Raw genomic sequence first — 24,165 nt, 5'->3', positions numbered from 1 at the left:
TCGTATGCAAATACCCCTAGTTCACAGGTGTCGGATCCGGAAATGACCAACTGCCGTCGAGGAGAGCCTGCCCCGGTTGATAGAGGCGCACGAGGTAATTCCACCCATCGGTAATTGGTATGCAGTTCACCCGACCGTCGTCGCAACCACCAAAGAATACTGTAACCCCTCCGTTTGGATCAGGTATCGCCGTCAAGTTGTTGATCGAATTGATCCCGAGGTCGTTCGCTTCCATGAAGCCGTCCTTGTTGTAGACAGTAATTGAAAAAAATCCATCAACAGGGACGTCTTTGACAGACAGTCTGTGGTTCACTGAGCCGTCGTTTTGCTCGGGGTAGACGTTGATGTACATTGCGTCCTTCTTCGGGTTGCCCCCGAAGCCAAACGCCGTTCCAAGAAGATGGTGGATCGGATTGAGTTTGTCTTTTTCCCCAAACATGACAGACGTGTCGCTGAGAGTGGCAGACAGGACATTGAGCGCGTCACGTACTCTACCCAGTGACTCTTCGTCCCAGTCAGGGACCTCCAACGCGCCCGCGTCTGCCTGTTGCACCGTTATCTGATCCTGCAAAGCGTTCGCCTGCAGGATGTCATCGGGGTCGTTCGCATTCACAAGAGTCCGGAAAACCACCGCCAGATAACGGGTCCCGATTTGCTCCTGTGTGAACGTATAAGTGCCCGGTTCATAGATCGCAGGCAGAATCGAGTGATCCTGATTGATGAGCAACATTGATTGCCAGCGGTCTGTTTCTGGTTTGGTAATAGTGAGTGGGGTTGTTAAATCAAAGATCCCGATAGAATAGAGGGTGTCTTGATTCATGCGAATAACATCTTGTTTATCCAATGGCGTCGGCTGACGTATATGGACCATTTTTCCAAATCCGCCGACAGCTTCATAACGCTTGAAGTAGGTATCCGCTTCAGCGCGAACGAAGTTGTCGACGGTCACCTTTTCGCTGTCCTGTTTCACCATTTCCAGTTTCGGAGCCGTCCAGGAGCCGTCCAGGGCTGCTTCTGCCGGCCAGTAGATGCGCAGATAAGCTGAGAATGGTCCCTTGGGTGCAGGAAGCCAGTTTGACTCCAGATCCTTGCCGGGTGACTCGTGCTGGATGTAGAGCGTGAGGCCGCCATCGGTATCCATTTTCAGGTTCTGCAGCATCGGCGAATTGATGAGGTAGCGGTCGATAGGATTGGCCACCAGCAAGCTCTCAGGCAACTGATACATGGTGAGCGACCAGAACGCATTCGCGGGTGGCAGTTGGCCCTTCGGGAAATGAAGAGTATATCGGTTAGTGCCGTTGAGCTTTTCGCCGCTAGCGTCAGTAAAATAAATAGGGTACATCGCTTCCTGTTTTGAATTCCCCCAGATGCCAATGGTTGCGAGCCAGCGATAGAAGTAATTGTTTTTCATGGATGCGCGCGTACCAAAGACATCGCCGGCGGTAATTTTACCTTCCGCCAATAACTTTGCGCCGCCCGCAAATTCTTTCCAGGCGTCGCCGATGCCTTCCTCGAAGGCTTTCTTCATTTCAGGGGAAAGCTTTGTGGGATCAAAAGTCTTTCCGGCGCCGATGCCAATCTTGGCGAACCTCTCCATGAGTTCCTTCTCGGACGGAACAGTCGGACTGAATTGAAGGACAAAATTCAGGATATTGAACACCTCGAGAGAGCTTTTCTGCTCTTCCTGGCTGATCGGCTTGATGAAGTCGATGGCCGGTGCGGGGGTGGGCGCGGGCTGGCCGAGGAACTGGCTCAAAGGCTGCACCTTGTACTCCGACTGGATTCTCTTCACGTTGTCGAGGTCGGTCGGATCGAAAAGCTGGGTGCGGTAGATAAGGGTGTTTATCTCGGTCTCTGACTGGATCACCTCCTTGATTCCCGGCGGCTTCTCGCCCTCCCAATTCGGGCCAGCCAGCATGATGCTACCCGCTTCGTTACCGGTGGTTCGGCTGCCGGCATAGGCAAAGTTGAATGTATAGGCGTCGATGAACTGAATCGAATAATAGCGATCTTCTGGAATTTCCGGGACCGTCAGAACGAGCGGTTCAGCCCGGAGGTCTGCACCGAGAAAGGAATACGGAGTGTCGGAGTTGGGCGTCTGGACGGCCTTATCCTCCGGGGTGTAAACGCGCGGGATGTTGTGAATCTCATTCCACTGTCCCTTGTATTCGGGGTCGGTCTTGTCAACGAAGTAGCCGTATTGGATGCGGTAGCCGTCCACCATGGGATAGCCGTAGATATACGCCTCCTTGGCGATGGCGCGGGCTTCCGCTGGCGTCACAGCGGGCGCAGCAGCGCTGGCAGCCCCGGCCGGCAGCATGGCCAGCGCAAACACGCTCGCAATGGTGAGTCTGAACGTGGTGTGAAGGGATGTTTTCACAGCAATTGCTCCTGCTTGATGTCCATTTTTGTCGCATGTGCGAACCGGTGACTTGTTTAAAGCTCGTTCCTTAGCATCACCGGTGCGTCTTTCAGGCGCTATCAGTTATGCGCAAGACACGGTGGACTTGGGGCTGCGGTAGGTAAGAAGGAGAACGATATGCGCTGGATTTATTATTGAGGGGTTTCTTGCGGTGAGGTGGCAGCTGGCATAAGCTCAAACAGGGTCTATCAAGAAATCGCAGGGAGCGGTCCATGGACGTGACACGTGGTATTTCAGGGAATCACTACCAGCCTCCGGTGTTTCATGATCTGGACGAGGTTAACCATGCCATCAGTGGTTCCAACCTCGAATTTATCCAACTGAAGTCTGGCAATCTCCACGTCGCGCTTGATCAGATGTCACTGGGCGACCTTTCAATCGACGTCGGTGCGGTCAACCTGCCGATCCGTGTGATGGGCGAACTGGACCCTGGGCGATTCAGCATTGGCGCCCTCGCAAGAGGCGCTCAGGCTACCTGGAACGGCAATCACGTCGATGACTCGCAATTGTTACTGTTCCCACCTGGCAAGGAGCTTAGCGGCTATGTTTCGGCAATGTACGGGTGGACATCTCTAATCATTCCTCCCGAGTGGATCGATGCAATCGAACAATCCACTTCTCGAACGAACATACCCCGGGTGGCTTCCTGTATCACGACCCGTCCCGCCCCCGAAACGCTAGCGGAGCTGAGACAGGCCATCTCAAACGTATTTCGACTAACGGAGAGTCCGTTGGCTAGCCCGGCGGAAGAGTGGTTGGTGACCGATCTCCGCAATATGCTGGGTGCCGTTCTGAGCGCGATGGATGTCCCTCCGGCGAAAGTCATTTCTCAGGCCTGGGGGCATTTCATTGTCGCGAAGCGGGCCGAGCGTTATATGCGCGAGAGAACCGAAGAGCCGGTGAGCATCGATGACTTGTGCGTTGCAATGCGTGTTAGCCGTCGATACCTGGAGTACGCCTTCGCGGATGCCTTTGGAACGAGCCCGTCCCGCTATCTACGCCTGATGCGGCTTCACCATGTACGCAGCAGGCTAAAGGCGTCAGGTGGCCAAACCACAGTCACAAATGAAGCGCTCAGGTTGGGCTTCAGCCACCTGAGCCTGTTTGCCACCCAGTACAAGAAAGCCTTTGGTGAGTGCCCGAGCCAGACGCTTGCTCGGGCGACCCGATAGCAACTGTAAGCCTCCGCCCCATCTTCTTCCCGCAAATCGGCTCCATGCGTTTTCTTGATAGCAAGCGGATGCGTTCAGAGGAATACTGAAAGAAAGGAATCACAGGGGAGGGGATAACATGCGAGCCACCTGGCTTTTTGTGTTGCTGATGATCACGAGCACGGCGATCGCTAAAGAAGACCCAAGATTCAGTATTAGTGTCGGCGCATTTTTTACGGATCGCGAAAGTCAGACGAGAGTTGACGGGGAGTCTGGCCGTGGAACGGACATAGACTTGGAAGACGACCTTGGACTCAAGAAATCGGATACGGTTTTTCGCGTGGACGGCTATTGGAGATTCGCAGAGAAACATCGATTCGACTTCAGCGTATTCGATCTTTCTCGCTCATCCTCGAAACAGATTGAAAGGGAAATAGTCTGGGAGGATACAACGTATCCCATCAGCAGCACTGTAAATACCGATCTTGACCTCTCGATCTATAAAGCTGCATACACCTGGATGTTCCTCAAACGCGATCGCAGTTTTCTTGGTGCAACTGTGGGTCTCTATGTAGCCGACATGAAGGCGACTTTATCAGCATCATCGGTCGGCAGTGTCGAATCGAACGACCTTACAGCACCCTTGCCCGTTATCGGTTTGCGCGGAGAGTACCGGTTTGCTGACAGGTGGGCGCTGCGCGGGAGCGGCGAAATTTTTGCAGTCGACTACGGTGATTATGAAGGATCGCTTTACGACGTCTTTGTCGGTCTCGATTTCAGCTTGACTGAAGTCATCGCGATTGGTGTTGGTATTAATGCTGTAGAACTCGACGTTGCTGTCTCAAAAAGAAGTTTCCAGGGAGACTTGAACTGGCAGTACGATGGTGCGCTGGCCTACCTCAAATTCTACTTTTAGGGGAGGGCCCATGCGCTTGATTGGGTTTATTTCAATTCCGCTGGTCGTCCTGGCCTGCGGCCTGAGCCAAATGGCTTCCTCGGCTGAGAGTGACGGCTGGCAATTTGAAGCCACGCCTTACGTGTTCGCAGCCGCTATGGACGGAAGGGTTGGTATCCGGGGCGTCACCAGTGATGTGGATGCTTCTTTCAGTGACATCGTGGACGACCTCGATTCAGGTTTTATGGGGCTTTTTACAGCCAGCAAAGGTCCTTGGACCTTTGGCCTGGAAGCGGTTTACATGAAGTTGTCTGATGAGGGCTCAAAAAGTGTAAGCGGGCCCTTCGGTCAGGTGACTGTCGATGGCGCGTTAAACGTGACAAGCAAGCTGTATGTCTACCAGGGATCAGTTGCTTACCGGGTTCTGGACAATACCACCGCTATCGATATGGTCGGGGCACTGAGAATCACGAAGCTCGATACTGAGGCCAGAGTTGTCCTTGCGACGAATCCAGCCATTGTTTTCCCCGGTGGGGTCACAAGCGCCAGCGAGTCGGATAGCTGGACTGATGCGGTGGTTGGTGTGCGTGCACTCCACCCACTTAACAAGCAGTGGTCCTTGCTGGGCTATGCGGATGTCGGGGGTGGCGGTTCCGATCTGACGTATCAATTCATGGTTGGTGCAAACTGGGAGTTTTCCAGTAATTTCAATGCCAAGGCGGGGTATCGCCAGCTTTATTGGGACTACGAAGACGACGGAACTACCTGGGACATGACAGCAAGCGGTCCCTATCTGGGGCTGGGTATCAGCTTCTGAAATAGCCACATCGGGTGCCGACCTGAAAAACTATATGTTGCGCAGAACTGATAGCGGAACAACCATAACTGGTCAAAGATCAGACATACAAAGGCCGAAAACCCGGATAAACAAATGAAACTTAATCCGATTTTTATCGTGTTCGTTGCCAGTATCGCAACATCAACCTTTATCGGCTGCGCCAGCAAATCGAAAGACTCGAGTCCAGAGGAGCTGGAAAAGCAGCGCGCGGAAACTCGTGCCGATTTCCAGAATTTGATTGCCGACGAAATAGATAACCCGGCGAGGGCTGAAAAGTTTGCGGCTTTAGCAGCTGAAAGGGAACAGTTAATCAGCCAGCACGCCACTGCAGTGCAACACTATTCGAAAAGACTGAAGACTTTGAGCCGGGATTATTCAACCGAACGCGAAACCCTGGAAACTCTCATTCAGAAATACAACGCGGAACGCCGCGCCGCCCAATCCGAGTTCCTGGCGTTGATGGGCAAGATGAAGGCAACTGTTACGGCAAAAGAGTGGGGAAAGCTGGCGAAGTTTGAGTTGAAGGAACTTAACCCAAGAACCATGAGTTATCAGGCGGGAGGCCAGTAAGATGCTGGTGGCAATCATAGTTGCTTTTTTTCTGGGTGGTCCCAACGCATCCGGCGCGATCCTGACCCAGGACATGCTCAAGAGCTTCGAAAGGCTCGCACAGCAGGCCATCACCGAACCGGCCAGGGCCGAAGTCGTTATGCAGGAGGTAGCGGCCCTCCGGGATGAATTGAAGCAATTCGACAAAACGTTTGCTAAATCCGGCAAGGTTTTGACCGAATTATATAAAGATCACGACGCTGGTCCTGCTGACCTGCAGGCGGAACTTGATCTGTTGAATGACGAGTGGGAAGCAGCTCAATCCCTTGCGCTCGATCGCCGATTCGTTATCCGTGATCACATGACAGAAGATGAGTGGGCAGCAGCGGTTGCGCAAACGACCGAATAAGTAGCACTTTGTGTGGGCATCCACCAGCCGAAAACCAAAACATAATCCCACATACAGCTGCGCATAATGTATATTATGTTAAATAGGATATCCGGACGGAGGAGCCGCTCAGACTCGCCCTTGTAGAAAAAGCTTGGCGCTGGAAATATACAATTTAGAGGAAAGTCCCCTAACGCTTTGAGTTGGCACAGTTGGCGACCAGCGGGTCAGTTTTTGGCTGTGAAAATGCGAAGTAGATCCCTGAATAACATACTAACCTGTCAGTAAGTCCAATCCTCGTGAGCAAGAGGCTCACTCTTGAGAATATCCCTGCTTCGCCTCCAGCTTGGAAGCAGCTGGTCCAGAATCTGGACAAAGCGGTCGTTGTGATGGCGTTCGTGCAGATGAGCAAGTTCGTGAACCAATATATACTCCAGGCACTCTGGGGATTTCTTTATCAGTTCAAGATTTAGCCAGACCCTTGCTGCCGAAGTATTGCAACTGCCCCACTTGGTTTTCATACGCTTGATACCCCAATCGCGCAAAGGCTTGCCTATCTTTGGTAACCATTTTTCCAACAAGGCATTGACCTCCGCCCTCATCTCGTGTCGGTACCAGCGATCCATCGCTAAGTGTCTCCCTTTCTCGGATGTGCCCGGATTAACGACCAACTTGAGCTTGGCATTGGAGCGAAGTTCGACAAGGTGAGGACCTGTGCGTTCGACAACATCGAGAATGTAGCGACGCCCCCTGAAATAGTGACTTTCACCGGTAACGTAGCAACGTTGTGTTTGCCTGGGCTGCTTTCTGAATTGATCCTGCTGACGCTTAATCCAGGCCAAGCGCGAAATTACAGCCAAGCGAGCGCTGTCATCTGAGACGTGGGATGGAACGGAAATGCGCACCACGCCTTCAGGAGGATACACACCGAGGTGAAGGTTTTTAATGTTCTTTCGAACAACCTCTACTGGAATATCCGAGACCATGATAACGCGTTTATCGGTACTCATATTGGCTTTTCACCAGTTCCACAATTTCTTCTAGACGGCTGTCGTTGGCAAGCTCCTGGCTGATTGCGCCCGCTACCTCACGCTCTTTGATGCGGTTACCAATCCAATCGGCTTTTTTGGTGTGGCGCACCGCTGTATCAATGCGTAAAACCAGACTTTCATCCTGACTGAGGTTATCGAAAAGCGCTTTTTTGGCAGGCGTGTTTATCGATTTGGGGTATGCGTCCGAATCGATACCGCCCGCATTCACAACTTGTAATGATAGCTCTTTGACCTTTTCTAGGTACTCTTTGTAGCCAATGGCCTGCTGACGTCGCTCTTCAATCAGTGCGTCCAATAATTCAGACATACGCTCATAATAGGCTGGATTAACAGCCTGTTCGTCAATAATGACTTTGCGCATGTTGTTTTCGATGGTCTCGGCCATGTTTTCTTCATCGGCCTTCATAGAAGCAGGCATATCATCAAGGCCTGCCAAACCTTTTTTGACGATTAGGTCAATGAGGCCTAGTTCTTCGAAGTCGGCGACCACCTCGCTGTCTTCTGCTCTTATATAGGTATCAAGAAGATGGCGCATTGCAGGCTCATACTTCTTCATGTCGATATAATCGCCGCTTGCCAGCTTGATCTCTTCCCGTACCTTGTTGAAGTGTTCAACTTCACTCTTAATCTCTTTAGCCTGGTCTGCCGTGTACCCGGCATCTTCTAGTTCATTGGCAAGATTGGCATAGGCCCGAAGGAGCTTTGCTACCCCGTTATATAGTGACAAGCGCTTTGGCTCGTTGGCGCGCAGTTCTTCCGGCTTAGCAACATCGCCACAAAAGTAATTCCGGTATTCTTTTTGCCCCTTGGGCTCAAGCACCGCTTCACAAAGAGCTTTTACACTCTCAAGGCACTCATCGAGCTTTTCCTTACCTTTTTGCAGACGATCAGAGAGCAAGCCCGCCACATCTTTAGACTCATACCCATCAAAAGCGCCATTGGTGTAGTCACCAATCGCACCCTCCAAGCGATGGAACAGGTCTTTGTAATCGATGATATAGCCGTAATCCTTGTCCTCGCCATCAATTCTGTTGACTCGGCAGATCGCCTGGAACAAGCCATGATCTCTCATTTGCTTATCGATGTAGAGGTAGGAAGCGGACGGCGCATCAAAGCCGGTGAGCAATTTATCGACCACAATCAAAAGGCGCATTTGACCTGGCTCGTCGATGAACGTTTTCTTCACCCTCTTTTCAAACTCTTCGACCTTTCCCATAGCCTCGTCTTCGGGCTGTTCGAAGTAATCTGCGAGCATCTTGCGGTAAATTTCATATTGGTGAATTCGCTCGGTCAAACCCGCCCCACTCTCCTCGCCTTTGATATCCGCAGGCGACGGGTGATAGCTCGTGACAATCGCGCACTTTCCTGCAAAATCAGTCTTCTGGAATAGTTCATAGACCTTGCAGGCCTGATAAATACTCGCGCACACCAACATCGCGTTGCCGCGACCATCCATAAGCCTGGGCTTAGTCTCCATATCCATAAGGATATCGTTGACGATCTGTTCCAGCCTGTCCTGGGAAGAAAGGACTTTTTGCATCGTGCCCCATTTCAGCTTCAGCTGGGCACGCGCCATATCAGACAATCCCTTGGTTTTAAGCTCGAACCATTGATCAATCTTCTTTTGAGAGATGACATACTGGTCAATGTCCCGTGCCTCATAACGAAGGTCGAGGACAACACCATCATCGACAGCTTCATCGAATTTATAGGTATGAATAAACGGACCGAAGACTTCGATGCTGCGCTTCTTTTCTTCCTTCAGTAGTGGCGTGCCTGTGAAGCCAATAAAAACAGCGTTAGGCAGAATTGACTTCATGGCCTCGTGGAGTTTGCCGGATTGTGTTCGGTGACATTCATCCACGAATACAAAGATATTGCCTTTGGCACTAAAATCAGACGGCAGATTGTCCTGTAATTCTTTGATGTAGTCTTCGGTCGCCTGGGAATCACCTTCTTCCGATTGGCGGCCAAATTTGTGTACCAAAGAACAAATCAGCCATGGGGTTGTGGCATTCAGAGCACTAATGAGTCCTGCTCCGTCCTTGGTGCGATAGATTTTTTCCTGAACACCTGTGAAGACCTTCTCAATTTGGTCGTCAAGCTCTGTGCGATCAGTAACTACAAGAACACGGGCATCTGCAATGTTTTCGCGTATCCACTTGGCAAGCCAGACCATTGTGAGGCTTTTACCTGAACCCTGCGTATGCCAAATAATGCCGCCTTTGCGGTCCTGCACAAACTTATGTGCCGCATTGGTTCCAAAAAATTGGTTATGGCGGCAGGTCTTTTTTACGCCCGAATCAAATACAATAAAGTCGTGAATGATTTCGAGAAAACGCTCTTTCGAGCACATTCTGGAGAGATGAAAGTCGAGAGAGTGGTCGAAACCGTTCTCTACCTCATCCTTCCAACGGTAATAATGCTTTTCTGGGGTTTCTATTGTTCCATAGCGAAGCCCTTCCGTATCGTTACCCGCCATGACAAGCTGCATAGTGGTAAAAAAATTCCGGATAAAGGCCTTTTTCTGGTTGTCCAGGTTCTGCCGGATACCCTCGCCAACAGAAACGGACGAGCGCTTTAGCTCGATCACTCCGAGAGCGATACCATTAACGTAAAGAACAACATCAGGGCGCTTTTTATTCTCACCCTTAATCGAAACCTCTTCAGCGATGGCAAAGTCATTGGCAAACGGCGTCTCCCAGTCAATAAGCCAAACGGTGCTGTATTGCTCTCCTGCACCTTCTTTCACTTTCACGCCATAACGTAGAAGTGAGTAGACATCCCTATTTGCATCATAAAGATGCCGCCCGTCACCAAGCGCCGCTGCTTGTTCCAGTTCCCGCAATGCCCGCTTTATCAATGTGTCATTGATGCCGCGACCTTGAAGCCATCCCTCAAGCAACCCGACGTCGATGTTGCTATTAAGCTCCTCGCGGTCGTGCCAATCACCGAGATACTCATAATCAAGCTGCTCATGAAACAGCTTCACGATCCGGTTTTGAGTTTCTCTTTCCCTTTGTCCCACATCACTCATAAGTTAAGTCCCTTGCATTCGCTCTTCTTCGGCTACCTCATCATTTAAGGCTCATCAACAATGCGTGTTCTTCCCGTCAGAAGCTCTTGCATCATACCTTCCTTCAACGCCCTTACCTTTCCTAACTTGGTTTCATGAGCTTCGATATCTTTATCGATATTAAAAAGTACTTTTGATATTTCCCTTTGCTCATCTAAATATGGTGCATAAAAGTCGAATGTAACAAAATCTTTTTGATACAAATGTGTTATGGTTGACCCTGCCGTAATTTTTGAAAGAAAATCGTCAAAAACGCGGGACATCAAAATATAAAACAAAAATAACGGATGAAAATTATCATTACGTGGTCGAATAACAAAAACACCACTATTTAACGTTGCTGGAAAACTCAATTCATCTACATACCCAACTTTACCTATGGTTCCGTCTTTAGTTAAAAGGACGTCTCCTTCTTTCAGTTGAATTTTCCTGTCTTGACTATATCTCCATTCATCAACAAAATGGCAAGAATTCCAATTAATCCGCCCCTTAATAAAATCTGTACCGGTTACCAAAAAGTAATCACCTGAATCCAAGTACTCTTTCGTAGTCAAAGCCTGCCAGCCTATTCTCGCATTAAGCTCGGCATCCTTTTCCATACTAATTTTTGACCACTCCCCGAGGAATCCTGGAAGGCGCTTTTTACCTGTAAGAAGCTGTTGCATCATGGCATTTTTTATATCCCACTTTTTCGCGATTAGCTCCTCCAAATTTTTAATTAACACATCTACATCATTGAGCGCTTGACCAATTCTTTCCTGTTCACAGTATTTTGGTGCCGGAACTTTTAGCTCAAGGAATGTATTTTTTGAAATATTCTTCATACTGTTGCTAGTACCAGTCGCGTTATCCTTTAGCTTCTTCGCGATTGGTGGGTATGAAATACACTTGGAAAGCCATAGAGGAGAAACATTAACTCCCCTCTGGTATTTTGTCTGCCACAACCGGTCGGGAAGGAATAAGTTATTGAAATCATCAGGAACCAGCCCCACCTCTCCAACAAGTTCTGGCGTATTCATTCGACTTACAATAATTGCATTCTTTTTTGCAGTCGTTTTAGCACGCTGAATATCCCTTTTAGCAATCGCCTTTGCTTCTTCTGGCTTGAACTCGCCTTTAAAAACACATGAAGTTTTCAGAATGCACTCAGAGCCTGAAATATCCCCAACCTCAACTGAGTTAACGCTTACACCAGACTCCAATAGTGCGACAAAATCAGACACTGATTTTACATCCCAGTCTTCTGGAATCTCTCCGACCTCGGTCTGTTTATAGCCTTTCCTCACCATGACAACCCCATTTTCTTCAGGTGAGCTTCGACACGATCAGTGTATTTTGAGACATCATCGCTCAGTGACGGCAGAGTTTTGGAATACCGCTGTTCCAGCGTTTTTACCCGGTTGGCAAGGCTCTGCGTAACTCGTTCGATTTCTTCGACGACATGTTCTTCAACGCGTGCATACCATTTTTCGTTAACGACGATATCTTTTAGCCCATCTTCGGGAATGGTCGGGATTTTCTTGAAGACCAAATCATCCAGTGCCTCTTTTGCGGCTTTTGCCTCAGACTTGGCTTTAGATTCGGCTGTGACGAGTTCAATGCACTCCTTGAGAGCTGCAATCTCTTCATCATCGGTGCTCTCTTTTAATCGATCCTTAATGCCCTTCTGCGTGACCTTTCCTTTATCGTTCTTGGCATCTTCAATCAGGCCATCTTCGCCGCTGTTGTCTTCGATAAAGGCCTCCAGCGTCTGTGTGGCTTCATCCTGAGCGGCTTCCAGATCATTCAGCGCTGCCTGCTGTTCCGAAAAATAGCGATCAATGATGAGCTTCGGCCTAACAATATCGCTACGATAACGCTTCTTAATCTTGGCGCTACCAAACTCAAAATCATGATCTTCCTTGTAGACGGACTTCCCCTTCTTATCCTTTACGGGCACGAGCTGACGCACAACATTGGCGGCTTTCCAGCCGTCTTGGGACAGCATATAGACGTCGTCCTGCATTATTTCGGCCCAGTAATCCATCAGGATCTGATAAACGTTATATTTTGAAAGTAACCGGGCGTCGCCAAAGCGGGTGAGCAAATCTTCAGAGATATCAAAGATAAGCTCTTTCGGGCTTGTGCCAACATCTATCGACATTAGCCTATCTTGATGGGCGTCCTTCCAACCCTCCAGAAGCTCCAGGCATCCAGCTTTAAAACTCTCAAATTCGTTATGGCAAAGGATAGTCGCCTTTACCTCACGCTCCTCGACCAAAGGCTCTGAGTAGCCCTCGCGCGTACCTTCTTCAAAAAGAGTGCTGCGCAAGGTCGGGAAAACATCCCAGTATTCCTGCAACGCATCAATATCAGGATTAGGGATACCGCCATTAAGATGCGCATCCAGATCGTGAATATCCTCTGGCTCGCTGGAATCAATGTAGCGCGGGATGTTGAGGTTAAACTCGTTCTTTCCGACTATTTCGTCATAGGGCACCAATCGGGAGTAACGGTCAATTACCAGCCCTTTATTAAAGACATCGATGATTTTGTGGATGTCCTGAGAGCGAAGGCGGTTCTTGTTGCCATCCTTCATGAAGCCCTTGGAGGCGTCGATCATAAAAATCGGGCGCTCGGCCTTTGCGCCAGCTTTGTCAATGACGATGATGCAGGCAGGAATGCCAGTCCCATAAAACAGGTTTGCTGGTAGGCCGATGATGCCCTGAATATAGCCTTGGCGGATGATATTACGGCGGATATCGGCTTCGGCGTTCCCACGGAACAGGACACCGTGCGGCAGGATCACTGCACCCTTGCCCGCGCTATTTAACGACTTGATGATATGGAGCAAGAAGGCGTAATCCCCGTTTTTTTCAGGCGGCTCTCCATATTCAAAGCGATTGAATTGATCTTGGGAGATGGTTATTCCGCTGCTCCAAGACTTGGACGAAAAAGGTGGGTTGGCTACGGCATAATCGAACGTCTTCAGATTGCCATCATCTTGAAGCCAATGAGGCTCAGCCAGTGTGTCATCTTGCCAGATATCTGCTGAGGGGCAGTCATGCAAGATCATGTTCATCTTTGCCAGTGCGGCGGTCGCGTTGTCTTTTTCCTGACCATAGAGCGTAAGCCCGTTCGGCGCTTGGTCGTTGACTTTTAAAAGCAAGGAACCAGAACCGCATGTCGGGTCATAAGCAGTCTCGTCCTGGCGGGTATCTTTGTCGATTCCAAGGACGCTGGCGAGAATGCGAGAGACTTCAGATGGTGTATAAAATTGCCCTTTGCTCTTTCCTGATTCGGTCGCAAAGTGGCGCATAAGGAATTCGTAGGCATCGCCCAGCAGGTCATCGCCGTCTGCGCGATTTTTACCCAGGCTTAAATTCTCAAATATCCCGACCAGTGAAGAGAGCGTGTCGACCATGGCCTTGCCCTTGCCCAAGCGATCTTCATTATTGAAGTCGTTTTCAGGGTTGGAGAGCCAGGCCATGTCATTTTCGGTGGCCAGCTTACCGATGATCTTATTGAGCTGATCGCCAATGTCCGCCTTCCCCTTCTGTGCAACCATATCCGCAAACGAGCCGCCTTCAGGAACGACAATCGCGCCATGCTTCTTGCCAGCGTATTTGTCCGAAACATACTTAACGAAGAGCAGTGTCAGGATATAGTTCTTGTACTGGGATGCGTCCATACCGCCGCGCAATTCGTCGCAACTGGCCCAGAGAGAGGAATACAGATCAGTCTTCTTAATTGCCATTTAGTTCTCGCTTGCTCTAGGTACTTCGGTCTTTGGTAGTGCTTGGTTCGAATCCGGAACGGACAACGATGGTAGAGGTAGCGCCATTCCTAGACTGCTGTGCATAGAAACCCAGACCCCGTCGGGCGGTGGATGGGTGCCAACAATGATCATTAAAATGCCAGGCAGTTGATGGATCGATTTTTCAAATATTTCTCCCATGCTTCGGGTATCACTTGCGGAGGGCTGCGGAGACTGCTGAGGGTGAGTGTGCCAATCACCGACGTAGTGCTTGCCTTGTTCATATTCATCCTTTATTTCACGCCGCTCAATTCGCCGATCAGGGTTAAAGAAGAACCGTGATCGGTGATCACTGGGTCTTGGCCCGGTGGCACTTGAAACGAACCAGTGACATCCCTCCTCGGTAATGTTAGCGAAGAGTTGCCCCCCAGCTTCCGGGGATGCGTCTGAGTGTTGAGCATGTTGGTTGAAGTGGGCAAGCACCGAATCGGATAATTCGACGGTCAGGATGATGTTATGGATTTTGAATCGGTAGATCATCCTTTTCTCTTTCGACAACTGACACATTCCCAGTTTGCATCCCAATCGGTTTCAACTGCTCGACCATACTTCTCTGGCTCACCATGCTCGGATAGCCAGTCTTGATTCCAGGAGCCACCATACCGAAAAAGAGTATCTTCCCCCGAAATCCACGCTCGCCTTATTGTCTCCGAGACCTTACTCGTCAACACATCAATCGACAATGAGGACGTGAGCGCGTGAGCATTGGCGAGTTCCGCGCTCCCATAAACACTGACACCTCCGCCACATTGGAGGTCTGCCTTAGCCTCGCGCCATCGGGTGACGGACACCTTGGCTTTTCCCGTTGACCCAAACCCACATGCAAAGCAACCACGATTCTCCCTAAAAACGACAAGAGCGTGGGCAGCAGCTGCTTTTTCTTCGAGCCAAGAGTAGATGATCGGGCAATGAATCTCACCCTCGATCTGCAAGTCGTTCAGGGCGCTTTCAGAATTCCAGTCTGCTGTGGCTGATATAATGAGGTCACAGCCCGCGAATAACCGCGAATCCTCAGAAATAGCCCTGACGAGATCTTTGTTCACAGCGCGGATGTCTTTTACGTGGGGTAGGTTTCTACGGAGGTGCTTTTCCAGGGCTTCAGCTTTGCTATTTCCGACATATTGAGCACCAAGCTCATGCCTTCCGATATTTTCCCAGCCGAGTCGCTCTGGGTCGACCAAGACCAAATTGTTTACGCCACTTTGGACGAGTATTCGCGCCACTGAAGAACCCACGGACCCGCAGCCAATAATGGCCACTTTTTTCGAGGCAATCACGGAAATGATAGACGGATCCATACGACTACGACTGGAATCCAATGCTGTAACCGGCGCTCGCCTCAAGCTATACCGAGTGGCAAGAATTTTCCCTGGAACACGGCCAGGTCGGAACCCTTTTGAAAGAGGTGCTCTCACGCGGTTGGACTTGCTTCGAGGGTTACTCGCCCCCTGGATGATTAGGCCAGCAGAGGCTTTCTCATCTGTTGCCGTTAAACCTTCTAGCAACACAACCACGCGCTGTGGCTCCTGCTGTAGCAGCTGATCAAGAACACTCAGGCCACCATGGGATAAATGAGCGAGCATATGACGGAGTTGCACGACCGTCGTAGGGTATTCCGCAGGCTCGGGTAAGCGAATTAACTTTATTAACCCAGCTGGTTTCGTTTTTCCCTCTGGCGGCTCTCCATTTCGGTTCTTGAACCAGCCCAGAAGGTCACCCGGTGTCTCTCCTACCCAGTACCCGCTCTTTCCATGCCAGGCACTGACGATTCGACTCTGATCCAGGTGGTCGGTAATCGAATAAATCGTGGATTCTGATGCATCGATGTTCCTGCGCCAATATGCATGAAAATCGATCAAATAGTCATCTTCGAGTTCCCCGCGTTCGTTTTGTTGAAGCAAGGTTTCAGCCTCGCACAGGGTGTTCCGAACTATCTCAAGTGGCTGGCATGTCGCAACGTTTGCGTTGTCACCTGCGATGCAGAGGAGTCCGTTGTGCTCGACATGTGGCCAAAGCAAAATGTCATCGCGTTCTAAAACGGCGATTCGAGGAACAGAATATGGAAAACGGCTGTCGAGCAATAGGAGCATCGAGCCGCCACCATCAATCGGTAGCGGCATGGACCAGCCCTCGCTGAACCGACCAAAGCCTAAGCGAGATAGAGCCGATTGAGCGAGACGTGCCACGGGTAGCTCCAATCCTTGAAGCCACTCATCAATTTCGGATGTTGCCGTTGTATGCCGCTTCTCAATAAGATTCATAGGGCATCTCAGGCGAACCGCCCACCACCGCGTTTATCCACCGCCTCTGTTGGAACCCCGAAAACGGAAGCCTTTCGAACAGCCTCCCCGGATTCGGGTTGGTGGATGAACCAGTCTGATTTAAAAACTTTGTCCCAAGCCTTCATTGCTTGCTTATGGGTGCAGTCCCGATCATCGAGAACGGCAAGGTGCGCTAAATTTTCATCGAGGCATTTTTTGATGAAGGCCGGACGCCCGTCGTTATCGTTTGTCAGGGTTTCCCCTGAAAGAATTGGATGATTGACGGTTTCATTGAAGGCCAAGCGGTTCGAAATTGCCTTCATTGTGTTACGCAACGCTTTGTCGTCCCGTCCCTCCGAGGGCCGAAATTCCTCTTGGGCTAATTTCGTGAGCATAAACCCCGAGGCCATAGTGGACTTCCATGATGGCCTGCTGCGAGCAAATTTCTTTAACAACCGAACGACCCGACGGAACTGCCCGCCGTTCGAATTGGGGTCTGGGCTCAGCTCTTGGTTTACCTGTGTGAACCATCGGGTGACCGCTCGGGGGTCTGAACTTTTCCAGTCAGCACTGGCCAGCTCATATTCATAGGTCGTCTCTCCGCTCAAGAAGTCTTCGGTCGCGATGCGGCGGTAGGCGGGCACATCCACATGGTGCCCTTCCTTGTAATAAACGCGGACACAGTTTTTCAGAAGCTCTGGCGAGCGGGAAAAATTATTTTCTGTCCCCAAAGCATCGCAGACCATCTGGCGTACCTGAAGGGCCGTCATCACTCCTCCATTGCGACCAACGAGATCAGCCTTTTCAAAATACACGCCATCGTCGATGTCAAAGTCGCAGTTTGCGTCCTGCACCATGGTCCACATGGCGTAAGAACCCTGGGAATGACAACCAACGGGTGAAGGCTTCTGATTTTTAGCCAACCCCTTCTTCAGTCGTTTCCGATTCGCGTCGCGACGCGAACGCATCTTGTCCCGCTCAGCTTTCGGTAGGTTGACCTGGTCGTTGTGGTACTTCGATATCTGGTTTGAGCTGTCGAACATATTCAGTCACCTCACTCGGATTACCGGCGTCTAAAACGGGCGCTTCTAACCCGCAACTGCCTGCAAATTTGAAAAAACCTGTGCGCAGAGTGCCTTACTCTTATCTCCTGTGGTTGCTTCACTGATATTCAGGTCGATTGCTTGATGGGCAAGCCCTACTAGGGCGCTGATATTTTTCTCGGACGGGTTATCCATCCTCAATTCGCTGGCAATTTCCGTGCTAACAGGAGGGTCTGAGAGACGGACATATTTCACCCTGCCCGCCAAACTGGTGGATAGGGCTTTCGCCATGTAGTCATATGCACCGGATTGAGAATCCAGAGCCATTTCCATCATGCCAATACCGCCAGACCAACCCATTAATCCGCGATTACAAGAGGTCGAATCGACCCTTGGCGCTTTGAATGGTGGGCAAGTGCTGACAGAAATTATCTCAATCGGGGCATCTTCCGGCGCGAAACTCAATGCCTCAACCAATGCCACCATAATTGGATTGTTGGCCCAGAGTCCGCCATCCACAAACCAGTTAACATGCCTTGCGGCGTCCTTAGGTTTTTCCACTCCATGAATTGGGAGGATCAGTGGCGCAGCCGCAGAGGACATGCAAACATCGACCAACCGGTAATTATTGTCTCGTTGTAGCCGATTCTCGCGAGTGTCATGCGGTGTCTTCCAAACCCATGCCTGATGTGTTTCTGCATTGATGGAGGGAATGCAGAGTGAAATGCCTCGCCTCTGGTACATCTCTGCGACGGTTTCGTTCCCCCAAACGCTGAGTAACGCTTCTTGGAGTGCGTCTGAGCTATTTGCAGGTTTGCCGAGACACCCACCTATCCATTTGTAAAACTTCATCCTTAGATTACTTGGCGGAGTAGGATTCGAGAAAATGCGGGTAGCCTGCTCTTTGTAGAGTTTTATGACGTCTTCTAGTGCCACCCCCGAGGCAAGGGCTGTAGATAACAGCGCACCAGTGCTGGTGCCCACAACTAGGTCAAAAGCTTTTCCAACATCCAGCCTTTCTGTCGGAGCACCATTGGCATCAGCTATCCGTTTAGCAAGGCCATCCAAAAGTACGGCACTGTATATGCCGCGAATGCCACCGCCATCAATTGATAGGACTCTGTATGGTCGCATCTCTGCCCTCCACGCATTGATCAACTATTGATCACGTTACCTAATCATAATGATTATGGCAAGCGATAAAAAACGATTTCACCGCCTCCGGTAACGTGGCACAATGAATGGATGAAAAATTCAAAGAATGAACTTCAGCCCGATGCATTTTCCGAGTTGACTCAAAAGCAAATTGAGCGACTTTCTTACATCGACCTTCGCCTTTACTTTCTTGGTGACATCGGTCGTCAAAATCTAATGAAACGCTTCGGCATAGCCCCTGCCATGGCGACCAGGGACCTTGGCCTTTATCGAGAATACTTTCCCGGTAACATCAATTTTGATGGAAGAGAAAAGACGTATGTGACTGGCCCATCCTTCAAGCCAAGCTTTCCTCACATCCCAGAACGAGTGTTGACTGCTTTGTCCCAGGGGTTCGGGGATGGTGCGAATCCTGCTGGAGAAGCACTCATCCGCTGCGAACTACCAACCGCGTTGAATAAGCCTGACCTTGACGTGCTCGCACCCGTTACCCGAGCAATTCACAGGCGGCAAGTAATTGCTCTAAGCTACCATTCCCATTCGAGCGGCCTTTCACAGCGAGAGATCGTGCCATTCGCCATGGTAAATGACGGATTGCGCTGGCACGCCCGGGCCTTCGATAGAAAATCCGGGGAGTTCCGCGATTTCGTATTTACGCGGATGGAGGGGACTGAAGTGGTCGAGAAGTCGGAGATTGAGCGGCACGAGACTATGCAGGCTGATGATCAGTGGAACCGAATTGTAGATATAGACCTGATTCCTCACCCAGCGCAGAAATCACCGGATATTATTGAGCGTGACTTCGGAATGACGAATGGCGTGAAACACGTGAGAGTTCGGGCTGCGAATGCGGGCTATATACTGCGGCACTGGCAAGTGGATTGCTCCCCCGACCACAGCCTTACCGGTCCAGAGTATATGCTCTGTTTGAAAGACCCTCTTGCGCTGTACGGTGTGAAGAATGCTTTTTTAGCACCAGGGTATCAAAGCCCAAGTGACGCCGGTACCACCAAATAAATCCTTGAGAGCGTTGCTTCGAACGCTAATTCTTCGGATTTTGATAAGTCGAAGACGTGCTCACCAGCAATAAAGCTGCGAAGAAGGTCTCAAGTTTACCCCGTGAGGACGGAATTCTCGGTGAGCCAGCTCGACGATAGCGAATTAAATTTGGTCTGATTTTCGCCGCCACTGGGAAAAGCAGCATCTCAGGCAGGGGGCAGGCTTTTGCAGAATTGACCGAAATGTTTCAGGCTCTCTTGGGCTAGAAATGATTACCGGGTAGATCTGCACAATGGTTGGTGCTTTGACTCGACTTTTTATTTAACCTTCTATACGACTGTTTCAAAAAAATTAATCTTACAGGGACAACGAAATATGGTAGATGCAAAATACAAGCATGAGCAGGATATCGACATCGAGAGAGACATTGATGGCGACACCGTCTTTCTTGAGCTAAACCTTTCCGAAATAAGTGCCAATTATGTTTCTGAGTGGAGCGACATTAAAACATTATTGAATCGAGTCGGAAGGCAACAAAAAGTGGCATTCGCGGCCGAATGTGCTGCTAAAGAGGCTTTCGAGAGCGGAACCGCTGAGCTAAATGAAAGGCTACTTGATCATGGTTTCAAAATCGTTGCGTGTGAAAACGAATAAAAGCTCCACCAAGAGTTCGTGAACGATGCAGTGCGGCACTCAATACAATCCAGCTCTCCTCTAACTCTCTGACCGGGTGAGTGCCGAGACTCCCGTTTTCATTTTGAAATTTTCAAAGAGCTGTTTTCTGATTTCTCGACGCCAGGGGCAAGTTCGATTGCCCAAGTTTGTCGATTACCTGCCCGAATACGGACCTGCACAATGACTATGGACGATGTCAGTCGTGAAACGCTATATGATCAGGTCTGGCGGGAGCCCATGACTTCGCTCGGGAAAAAATATGGCGTCTCCTCCAGCTATTTGGCCCGCGTCTGCACCAGCCTTAATGTCCCGCGACCAGAACGCGGTTATTGGAGCAAATTGGCTGCGGGTCACAAAGTGCCGGTGCCTCCACTCCCCGCTCCTTCGCCTGATCACGATCTGGTCTGGTGCCGCTCTGGAATCTTCGATCCCACGAAAAACGTTGTTAAGCCAAAGCCATTCAAACTGCACAATCGTCGAACCAAGCGCCCTCGCCCAATTCGTGATGGGTCACTCCATCCACTCATAAGAGGCGCGAAGGATCTATTTCTTAGGGGCCGTGAGACCGGCAACGGATATTTGAAACCGTTCAAGTGGAACTTGGTGGATATCATCACCTCAGAACAGAAGCTTGATAGGGCACTGTGTATCGCAAATACGTTGTTCCAGGAATTTGAAAATCGCGGTTGGGCGGTCAGGCTTGAGGCCTCGAACAAGCAGTTTCAAAGACCTCAGGTTGATGATCGGCCTCAAGACGGCAAAGACCGCTACGACGTAAACCATTGGTCACCTGGTCGCTCCACTCTCGTCTACCTCGAATCTGTTGCCATCGGGCTGACACTTATTGAGAACAGTCACGAAGTTGAAGTCGTTTACACGGACGGAAAGTATGTTCCCGTCAAGGATCTGAAAAAGTCACAGCGATGGATGGCGTCTCGCTGGCCCAGCAAACAAGACCGGCCATCTGGCCAATTCCGTCTGCGAGCTTACAGCCCTTATCTCAGAACCAGTTGGCAGAAAGAATGGACAATTCGAGATGCGCAAGATTTAAGGCGGTTCGCGAAAACTGTGGCACGAGAATTACGGAAAGCGACGACCGAGATTTCTGAAGAGTTCGCAGTGGCCTCGGAACAAATTCGCCGAGAGCGAGAAGAATGGGCACGCCAACGAGAAAAGTGGCGAATAGAACAAGACAATAAGATCAGGCAGGAGGCTGTAACCGAAAGCACAGAAGCGCTCGAAGGGATCATTGCGGAATGGGGGCGATTCAAGAGGATCCATGAATTCTTCGACGAGCTGGAAACTGCGATTGGCCACTCCAGCGAAGAAGACAAAGCACTACTCCATGAACGCTTGCGTTCGGCACGCGCATTGGCGCGGATACCGAATGTATTGGAGGTCTTGAGGGTTTGGAAGACGCCCGAGGAGATCTACGATGCGAAAAAACCGCGTGATTAACGCGAATTTGAGTGACTTTCAGCCTAGGTACTTCCGAAAACGGAACCGTTGCCAGAAAAAGTAGCTCGGACTGTTGACCCGCAATGTGTGGCCAACGAAGTTTCTCACGATGAACACCCATTTGCGGCTATAGATGTCTCGATATTTGATTGTCACAGTCATTGGACGGAGCCGGTCGCCAAATGCGCTGTGGCCAAGATCAACCAGTCCCGGTTGTACTGTGAACCCGGCTAGAGGTATCTCTTCCCCCACTCCGATAGCATGTCCACGCTCGCCAGTCGCAACCTGATAGCAATTTTCCAAGTCTTTGCCAAACGCCTCTTCAATCGCTAATTCGACGCTTTCAAATTGGAATCCTTTTTTGCGCTGCCCGTTAAAGAAAACCATGGTGTCCTCAATTATGGCGGGCCCAAAACCTTTATTAGCCAAACGGATTTCGCAGTCACGATTTTTGTCTCGTGGATAGTCGGCCCATGCAGAAAAGGCTGGCAAAACTGAAAGAGCTGAATGTCGCGATGATTGTCGTCCGTTCCAAACGGCAAGCGATATGGCGGCAATACTAAGTGCAAACTCTGGCCCTTGTGCACTGATGTAAGACCATGCGGAGTCGACTGCCCAAGGCAGGAATCCCAATACGTTTCCCAATTTCGCGTCTCTCACGTCTAATGATTTACAAATGAGCTTACCGACTTAAGCAGTTATTCGCACTCTGGTGAGAATCCAATTTCTACTAGTTCTGACATATTGACTAGCTGACAGGCCGGGCAATAGAAAGTCAGGCGCAAATGCCGAGCCGACTACAGAATGCGAATGCGGACTTAAGGGGTGAGGATCAGGATGCCTTGGCGTTGCTGAATCGAGAATCGAGGTGACTGCCTTGAAAGACTTCAAGCCGTTGTGCTGCACAGCGGGTTCAGCGGTAATTCGTGGGATTTCAGGGGTACCCAGATTCGAAAGGACTGATCGCTTCCCTTGGGAGGGGAGCTAGGCAAGCCCGACGACTTAGGTCGATTTTAGAGAGGCTTTCAGCATCCGATCCTCTAAGAGCAATCTGGAGACCACTCCGAAAACCAAGCGTAACCCATTGAACTAGATAACCTTTGGACCAACCATCTTCCATCTCTCCGTTATCGTCATTGTCTTGTCCTCGATCATAGCATATTTGGTTTGGAGCTATAGCTGTTACCGATCGCCCGTACGTTTCGCAGCAGGTGGGAAGAATACTCCACACAATGCATTCGAAGCGAACTGATGAGCCCGAAGAAATCCTTTTGGCGAAGCTCTTACCGTCGTTTCAACTGGAGTTATACGTCGTTTTGAATTTTGACGTATAACTGGCCCCTTCGGTATCAGAAGCTTTGCCATATCAAGGCCGAAGCCGAAAACTCCCTGTGAACTCAACGTCGAGCTTCAAGTGATTTTTCCGTCTGTAGCAAGCTAGCAGACATCTCAAGAGGTGGATTCAGGGACGCATTGAACTAACACTCGCGTTCAAGAAGACGTCGAAGCTCCTCCTTTTGATTGTTCGATCCTGGTGATGTGGAATCGAGACCATAAAGCTTGGTGATGCGCAAAAACCTTGCAATGTACTGGCATTTGCTCGTTGGTGGTAACCATTCCGTTGGACCCCTAGCCCCTTTGCTGCGATTCAAGCGGGCTTCAACAGGCCAAAGATTGCGTGGGTCATTCGCAAAGGCCTCCCTTTTCCCATCTGGCCAATCTCGCGCGCCATGATCCCAAGCCCATCGGAGTGGAACAACATGGTCTATATCGATTGAAGAAGAATTTTGGATAACTTCTCCCGTGAAGGGGCTCACCCAGCGCCCTCTCACGACTCGGCAGCCATTGGAACTATCAAACATAACGGGCGTGCTCGAAGCTTCAATCAGTGCCTCAGCGCGACTGTCTTGGCAGTCGTTATCAGTATCGGACCAGCCGTGCCCGAAACGTTCCCTGGCATAAGTGTCAGCTCCATTGGGTGCGTGTTCATCTTTTCCCAGGTCAGATAACAGAGTTTCGGAGAGGCCCTTGGGTAACCGGCCTCCCGACTTAAGGCAGCTCTCCACTGAATCAAAGTCTTGAAAATCCGTCGTGCGCTCGTACCAGCGACTTTCGGGAGGATGGCAGAGTCCCGAACCTGACTTTTTAACGACCGAATTGCTGTGTACGCCTTGTGTAAATGAGATTAAGCACACACCGAGAAAGCAGAGCACGGTATTCCTGGCATTAAACTTCAAAAGTCTCTTTTCCTTTCTATCACTGTTGAGCAATTGCCGAGCGCGCTTGTCAATGGCCATTTATTTTGACCCACCTTTGGCCAATAAAATTGACCCACCTTTCATAGTCTAGCTTGTGGTCTTCTGCTTTAGCCGATAGCTTTCTCCTCCCAACATAAAGATGTGTGAAT

General features: G+C 50.2%; 19 protein-coding genes. 8 read left to right on the top strand and 11 right to left on the bottom strand.

What is annotated here, in order from left to right; all coding sequences use genetic code 11:
• Positions 1 to 16 precede the first annotated feature (16 nt).
• Complete coding sequence (locus tag KEHDKFFH_RS02700; protein WP_198412729.1) at positions 17 to 2,380, bottom strand: DUF1254 domain-containing protein; 2,364 nt, start codon at positions 2,378 to 2,380, stop codon at positions 17 to 19.
• A gap of 254 nt (positions 2,381 to 2,634) precedes the next feature.
• On the opposite strand from KEHDKFFH_RS02700, the gene KEHDKFFH_RS02695 reads away from it, so the two are divergent.
• The 5 genes from KEHDKFFH_RS02695 (at position 2,635) to KEHDKFFH_RS02675 (ending at position 6,264) form a co-directional block, all read left to right on the top strand.
• The gene (locus tag KEHDKFFH_RS02695; protein ID WP_104320501.1) at positions 2,635 to 3,594 is read left to right on the top strand and encodes a helix-turn-helix domain-containing protein; all 960 of its coding nucleotides are present in this window, start codon (positions 2,635 to 2,637) and stop codon (positions 3,592 to 3,594) included.
• 118 nt (positions 3,595 to 3,712) lie between these two features.
• Positions 3,713 to 4,489, top strand: coding sequence for a hypothetical protein (locus KEHDKFFH_RS02690; RefSeq protein ID WP_104320500.1), 777 nt, complete (start codon positions 3,713 to 3,715; stop codon positions 4,487 to 4,489).
• Positions 4,490 to 4,499: 10 nt separating this feature from the next.
• The gene (locus KEHDKFFH_RS02685; RefSeq protein ID WP_104320499.1) at positions 4,500 to 5,285 is read left to right on the top strand and encodes a porin family protein; all 786 of its coding nucleotides are present in this window, start codon (positions 4,500 to 4,502) and stop codon (positions 5,283 to 5,285) included.
• A gap of 114 nt (positions 5,286 to 5,399) precedes the next feature.
• Positions 5,400 to 5,876, top strand: coding sequence for a cyclin family protein (locus tag KEHDKFFH_RS02680; protein WP_104320498.1), 477 nt, complete (start codon positions 5,400 to 5,402; stop codon positions 5,874 to 5,876).
• 1 nt (position 5,877) lies between these two features.
• The gene (locus tag KEHDKFFH_RS02675) at positions 5,878 to 6,264 is read left to right on the top strand and encodes a hypothetical protein (RefSeq protein WP_104320497.1); all 387 of its coding nucleotides are present in this window, start codon (positions 5,878 to 5,880) and stop codon (positions 6,262 to 6,264) included.
• A 260-nt stretch (positions 6,265 to 6,524) separates the two neighbouring features.
• On the opposite strand, the gene KEHDKFFH_RS02670 is transcribed toward KEHDKFFH_RS02675, so the two are convergent.
• From KEHDKFFH_RS02670 to KEHDKFFH_RS02635, 8 genes are read right to left on the bottom strand one after another with little or no spacing between them, the layout of a single operon-like run.
• Entirely contained in the window at positions 6,525 to 7,253 is a 729-nt protein-coding gene (locus KEHDKFFH_RS02670) for a M48 family metallopeptidase (RefSeq protein WP_104320496.1), read from the bottom strand.
• Complete coding sequence (locus KEHDKFFH_RS02665; RefSeq protein WP_104320495.1) at positions 7,240 to 10,332, bottom strand: type I restriction endonuclease subunit R; 3,093 nt, start codon at positions 10,330 to 10,332, stop codon at positions 7,240 to 7,242. Before KEHDKFFH_RS02665 ends, KEHDKFFH_RS02670 begins: the two co-directional genes overlap by 14 nt.
• 44 nt (positions 10,333 to 10,376) lie before the next feature.
• Complete coding sequence (locus KEHDKFFH_RS02660) at positions 10,377 to 11,660, bottom strand: restriction endonuclease subunit S (RefSeq protein ID WP_104320494.1); 1,284 nt, start codon at positions 11,658 to 11,660, stop codon at positions 10,377 to 10,379.
• Positions 11,654 to 14,107, bottom strand: coding sequence for a type I restriction-modification system subunit M (locus KEHDKFFH_RS02655; protein ID WP_104320493.1), 2,454 nt, complete (start codon positions 14,105 to 14,107; stop codon positions 11,654 to 11,656). The genes KEHDKFFH_RS02660 and KEHDKFFH_RS02655 overlap by 7 nt, the downstream gene beginning before the upstream one ends.
• Positions 14,108 to 14,647, bottom strand: a complete 540-nt coding sequence (locus KEHDKFFH_RS02650; protein ID WP_158253180.1) for a Mov34/MPN/PAD-1 family protein — start codon at positions 14,645 to 14,647, stop codon at positions 14,108 to 14,110.
• Entirely contained in the window at positions 14,644 to 16,428 is a 1,785-nt protein-coding gene (locus KEHDKFFH_RS02645; protein ID WP_104320491.1) for a ThiF family adenylyltransferase, read from the bottom strand. The genes KEHDKFFH_RS02650 and KEHDKFFH_RS02645 overlap by 4 nt, the downstream gene beginning before the upstream one ends.
• An 8-nt stretch (positions 16,429 to 16,436) precedes the next feature.
• Positions 16,437 to 17,471, bottom strand: coding sequence for a cyclic GMP-AMP synthase DncV-like nucleotidyltransferase (locus tag KEHDKFFH_RS02640; protein ID WP_104320490.1), 1,035 nt, complete (start codon positions 17,469 to 17,471; stop codon positions 16,437 to 16,439).
• Positions 17,472 to 17,516: 45 nt separating this feature from the next.
• On the bottom strand, positions 17,517 to 18,605 hold the full coding sequence (locus KEHDKFFH_RS02635) for a CBASS cGAMP-activated phospholipase (protein WP_104320489.1): 1,089 nt from the start codon (positions 18,603 to 18,605) through the stop codon (positions 17,517 to 17,519).
• Between the two features lie 111 nt (positions 18,606 to 18,716).
• On the opposite strand from KEHDKFFH_RS02635, the gene KEHDKFFH_RS02630 reads away from it, so the two are divergent.
• The 3 genes from KEHDKFFH_RS02630 (at position 18,717) to KEHDKFFH_RS02620 (ending at position 21,758) form a co-directional block, all read left to right on the top strand.
• Positions 18,717 to 19,643, top strand: a complete 927-nt coding sequence (locus KEHDKFFH_RS02630; protein ID WP_104320488.1) for a helix-turn-helix transcriptional regulator — start codon at positions 18,717 to 18,719, stop codon at positions 19,641 to 19,643.
• A 357-nt stretch (positions 19,644 to 20,000) separates the two neighbouring features.
• Positions 20,001 to 20,279, top strand: coding sequence for a hypothetical protein (locus KEHDKFFH_RS02625; protein ID WP_104320487.1), 279 nt, complete (start codon positions 20,001 to 20,003; stop codon positions 20,277 to 20,279).
• 201 nt (positions 20,280 to 20,480) lie between these two features.
• The gene (locus KEHDKFFH_RS02620) at positions 20,481 to 21,758 is read left to right on the top strand and encodes a hypothetical protein (RefSeq protein WP_104320486.1); all 1,278 of its coding nucleotides are present in this window, start codon (positions 20,481 to 20,483) and stop codon (positions 21,756 to 21,758) included.
• A gap of 18 nt (positions 21,759 to 21,776) precedes the next feature.
• Here KEHDKFFH_RS02620 and KEHDKFFH_RS20040 read toward each other — a convergent pair whose 3' ends face one another.
• Together KEHDKFFH_RS20040 and KEHDKFFH_RS02610 are read right to left on the bottom strand one after the other, a co-directional pair.
• On the bottom strand, positions 21,777 to 22,403 hold the full coding sequence (locus tag KEHDKFFH_RS20040) for a hypothetical protein (RefSeq protein ID WP_146084188.1): 627 nt from the start codon (positions 22,401 to 22,403) through the stop codon (positions 21,777 to 21,779).
• 833 nt (positions 22,404 to 23,236) lie between these two features.
• Positions 23,237 to 24,055: an HNH endonuclease family protein gene (locus tag KEHDKFFH_RS02610; protein WP_104320484.1), complete on the bottom strand. Its 819-nt coding sequence runs from the start codon at positions 24,053 to 24,055 to the stop codon at positions 23,237 to 23,239.
• Between the last annotated feature and the right edge of the window lie 110 nt (positions 24,056 to 24,165).

The organism is Marinobacter maroccanus, assembly GCF_002933275.1.
Classification (GTDB): Bacteria; Pseudomonadota; Gammaproteobacteria; order Pseudomonadales; family Oleiphilaceae; genus Marinobacter; species Marinobacter maroccanus.
This window is presented reverse-complemented; position numbering and strand designations above follow the sequence as displayed.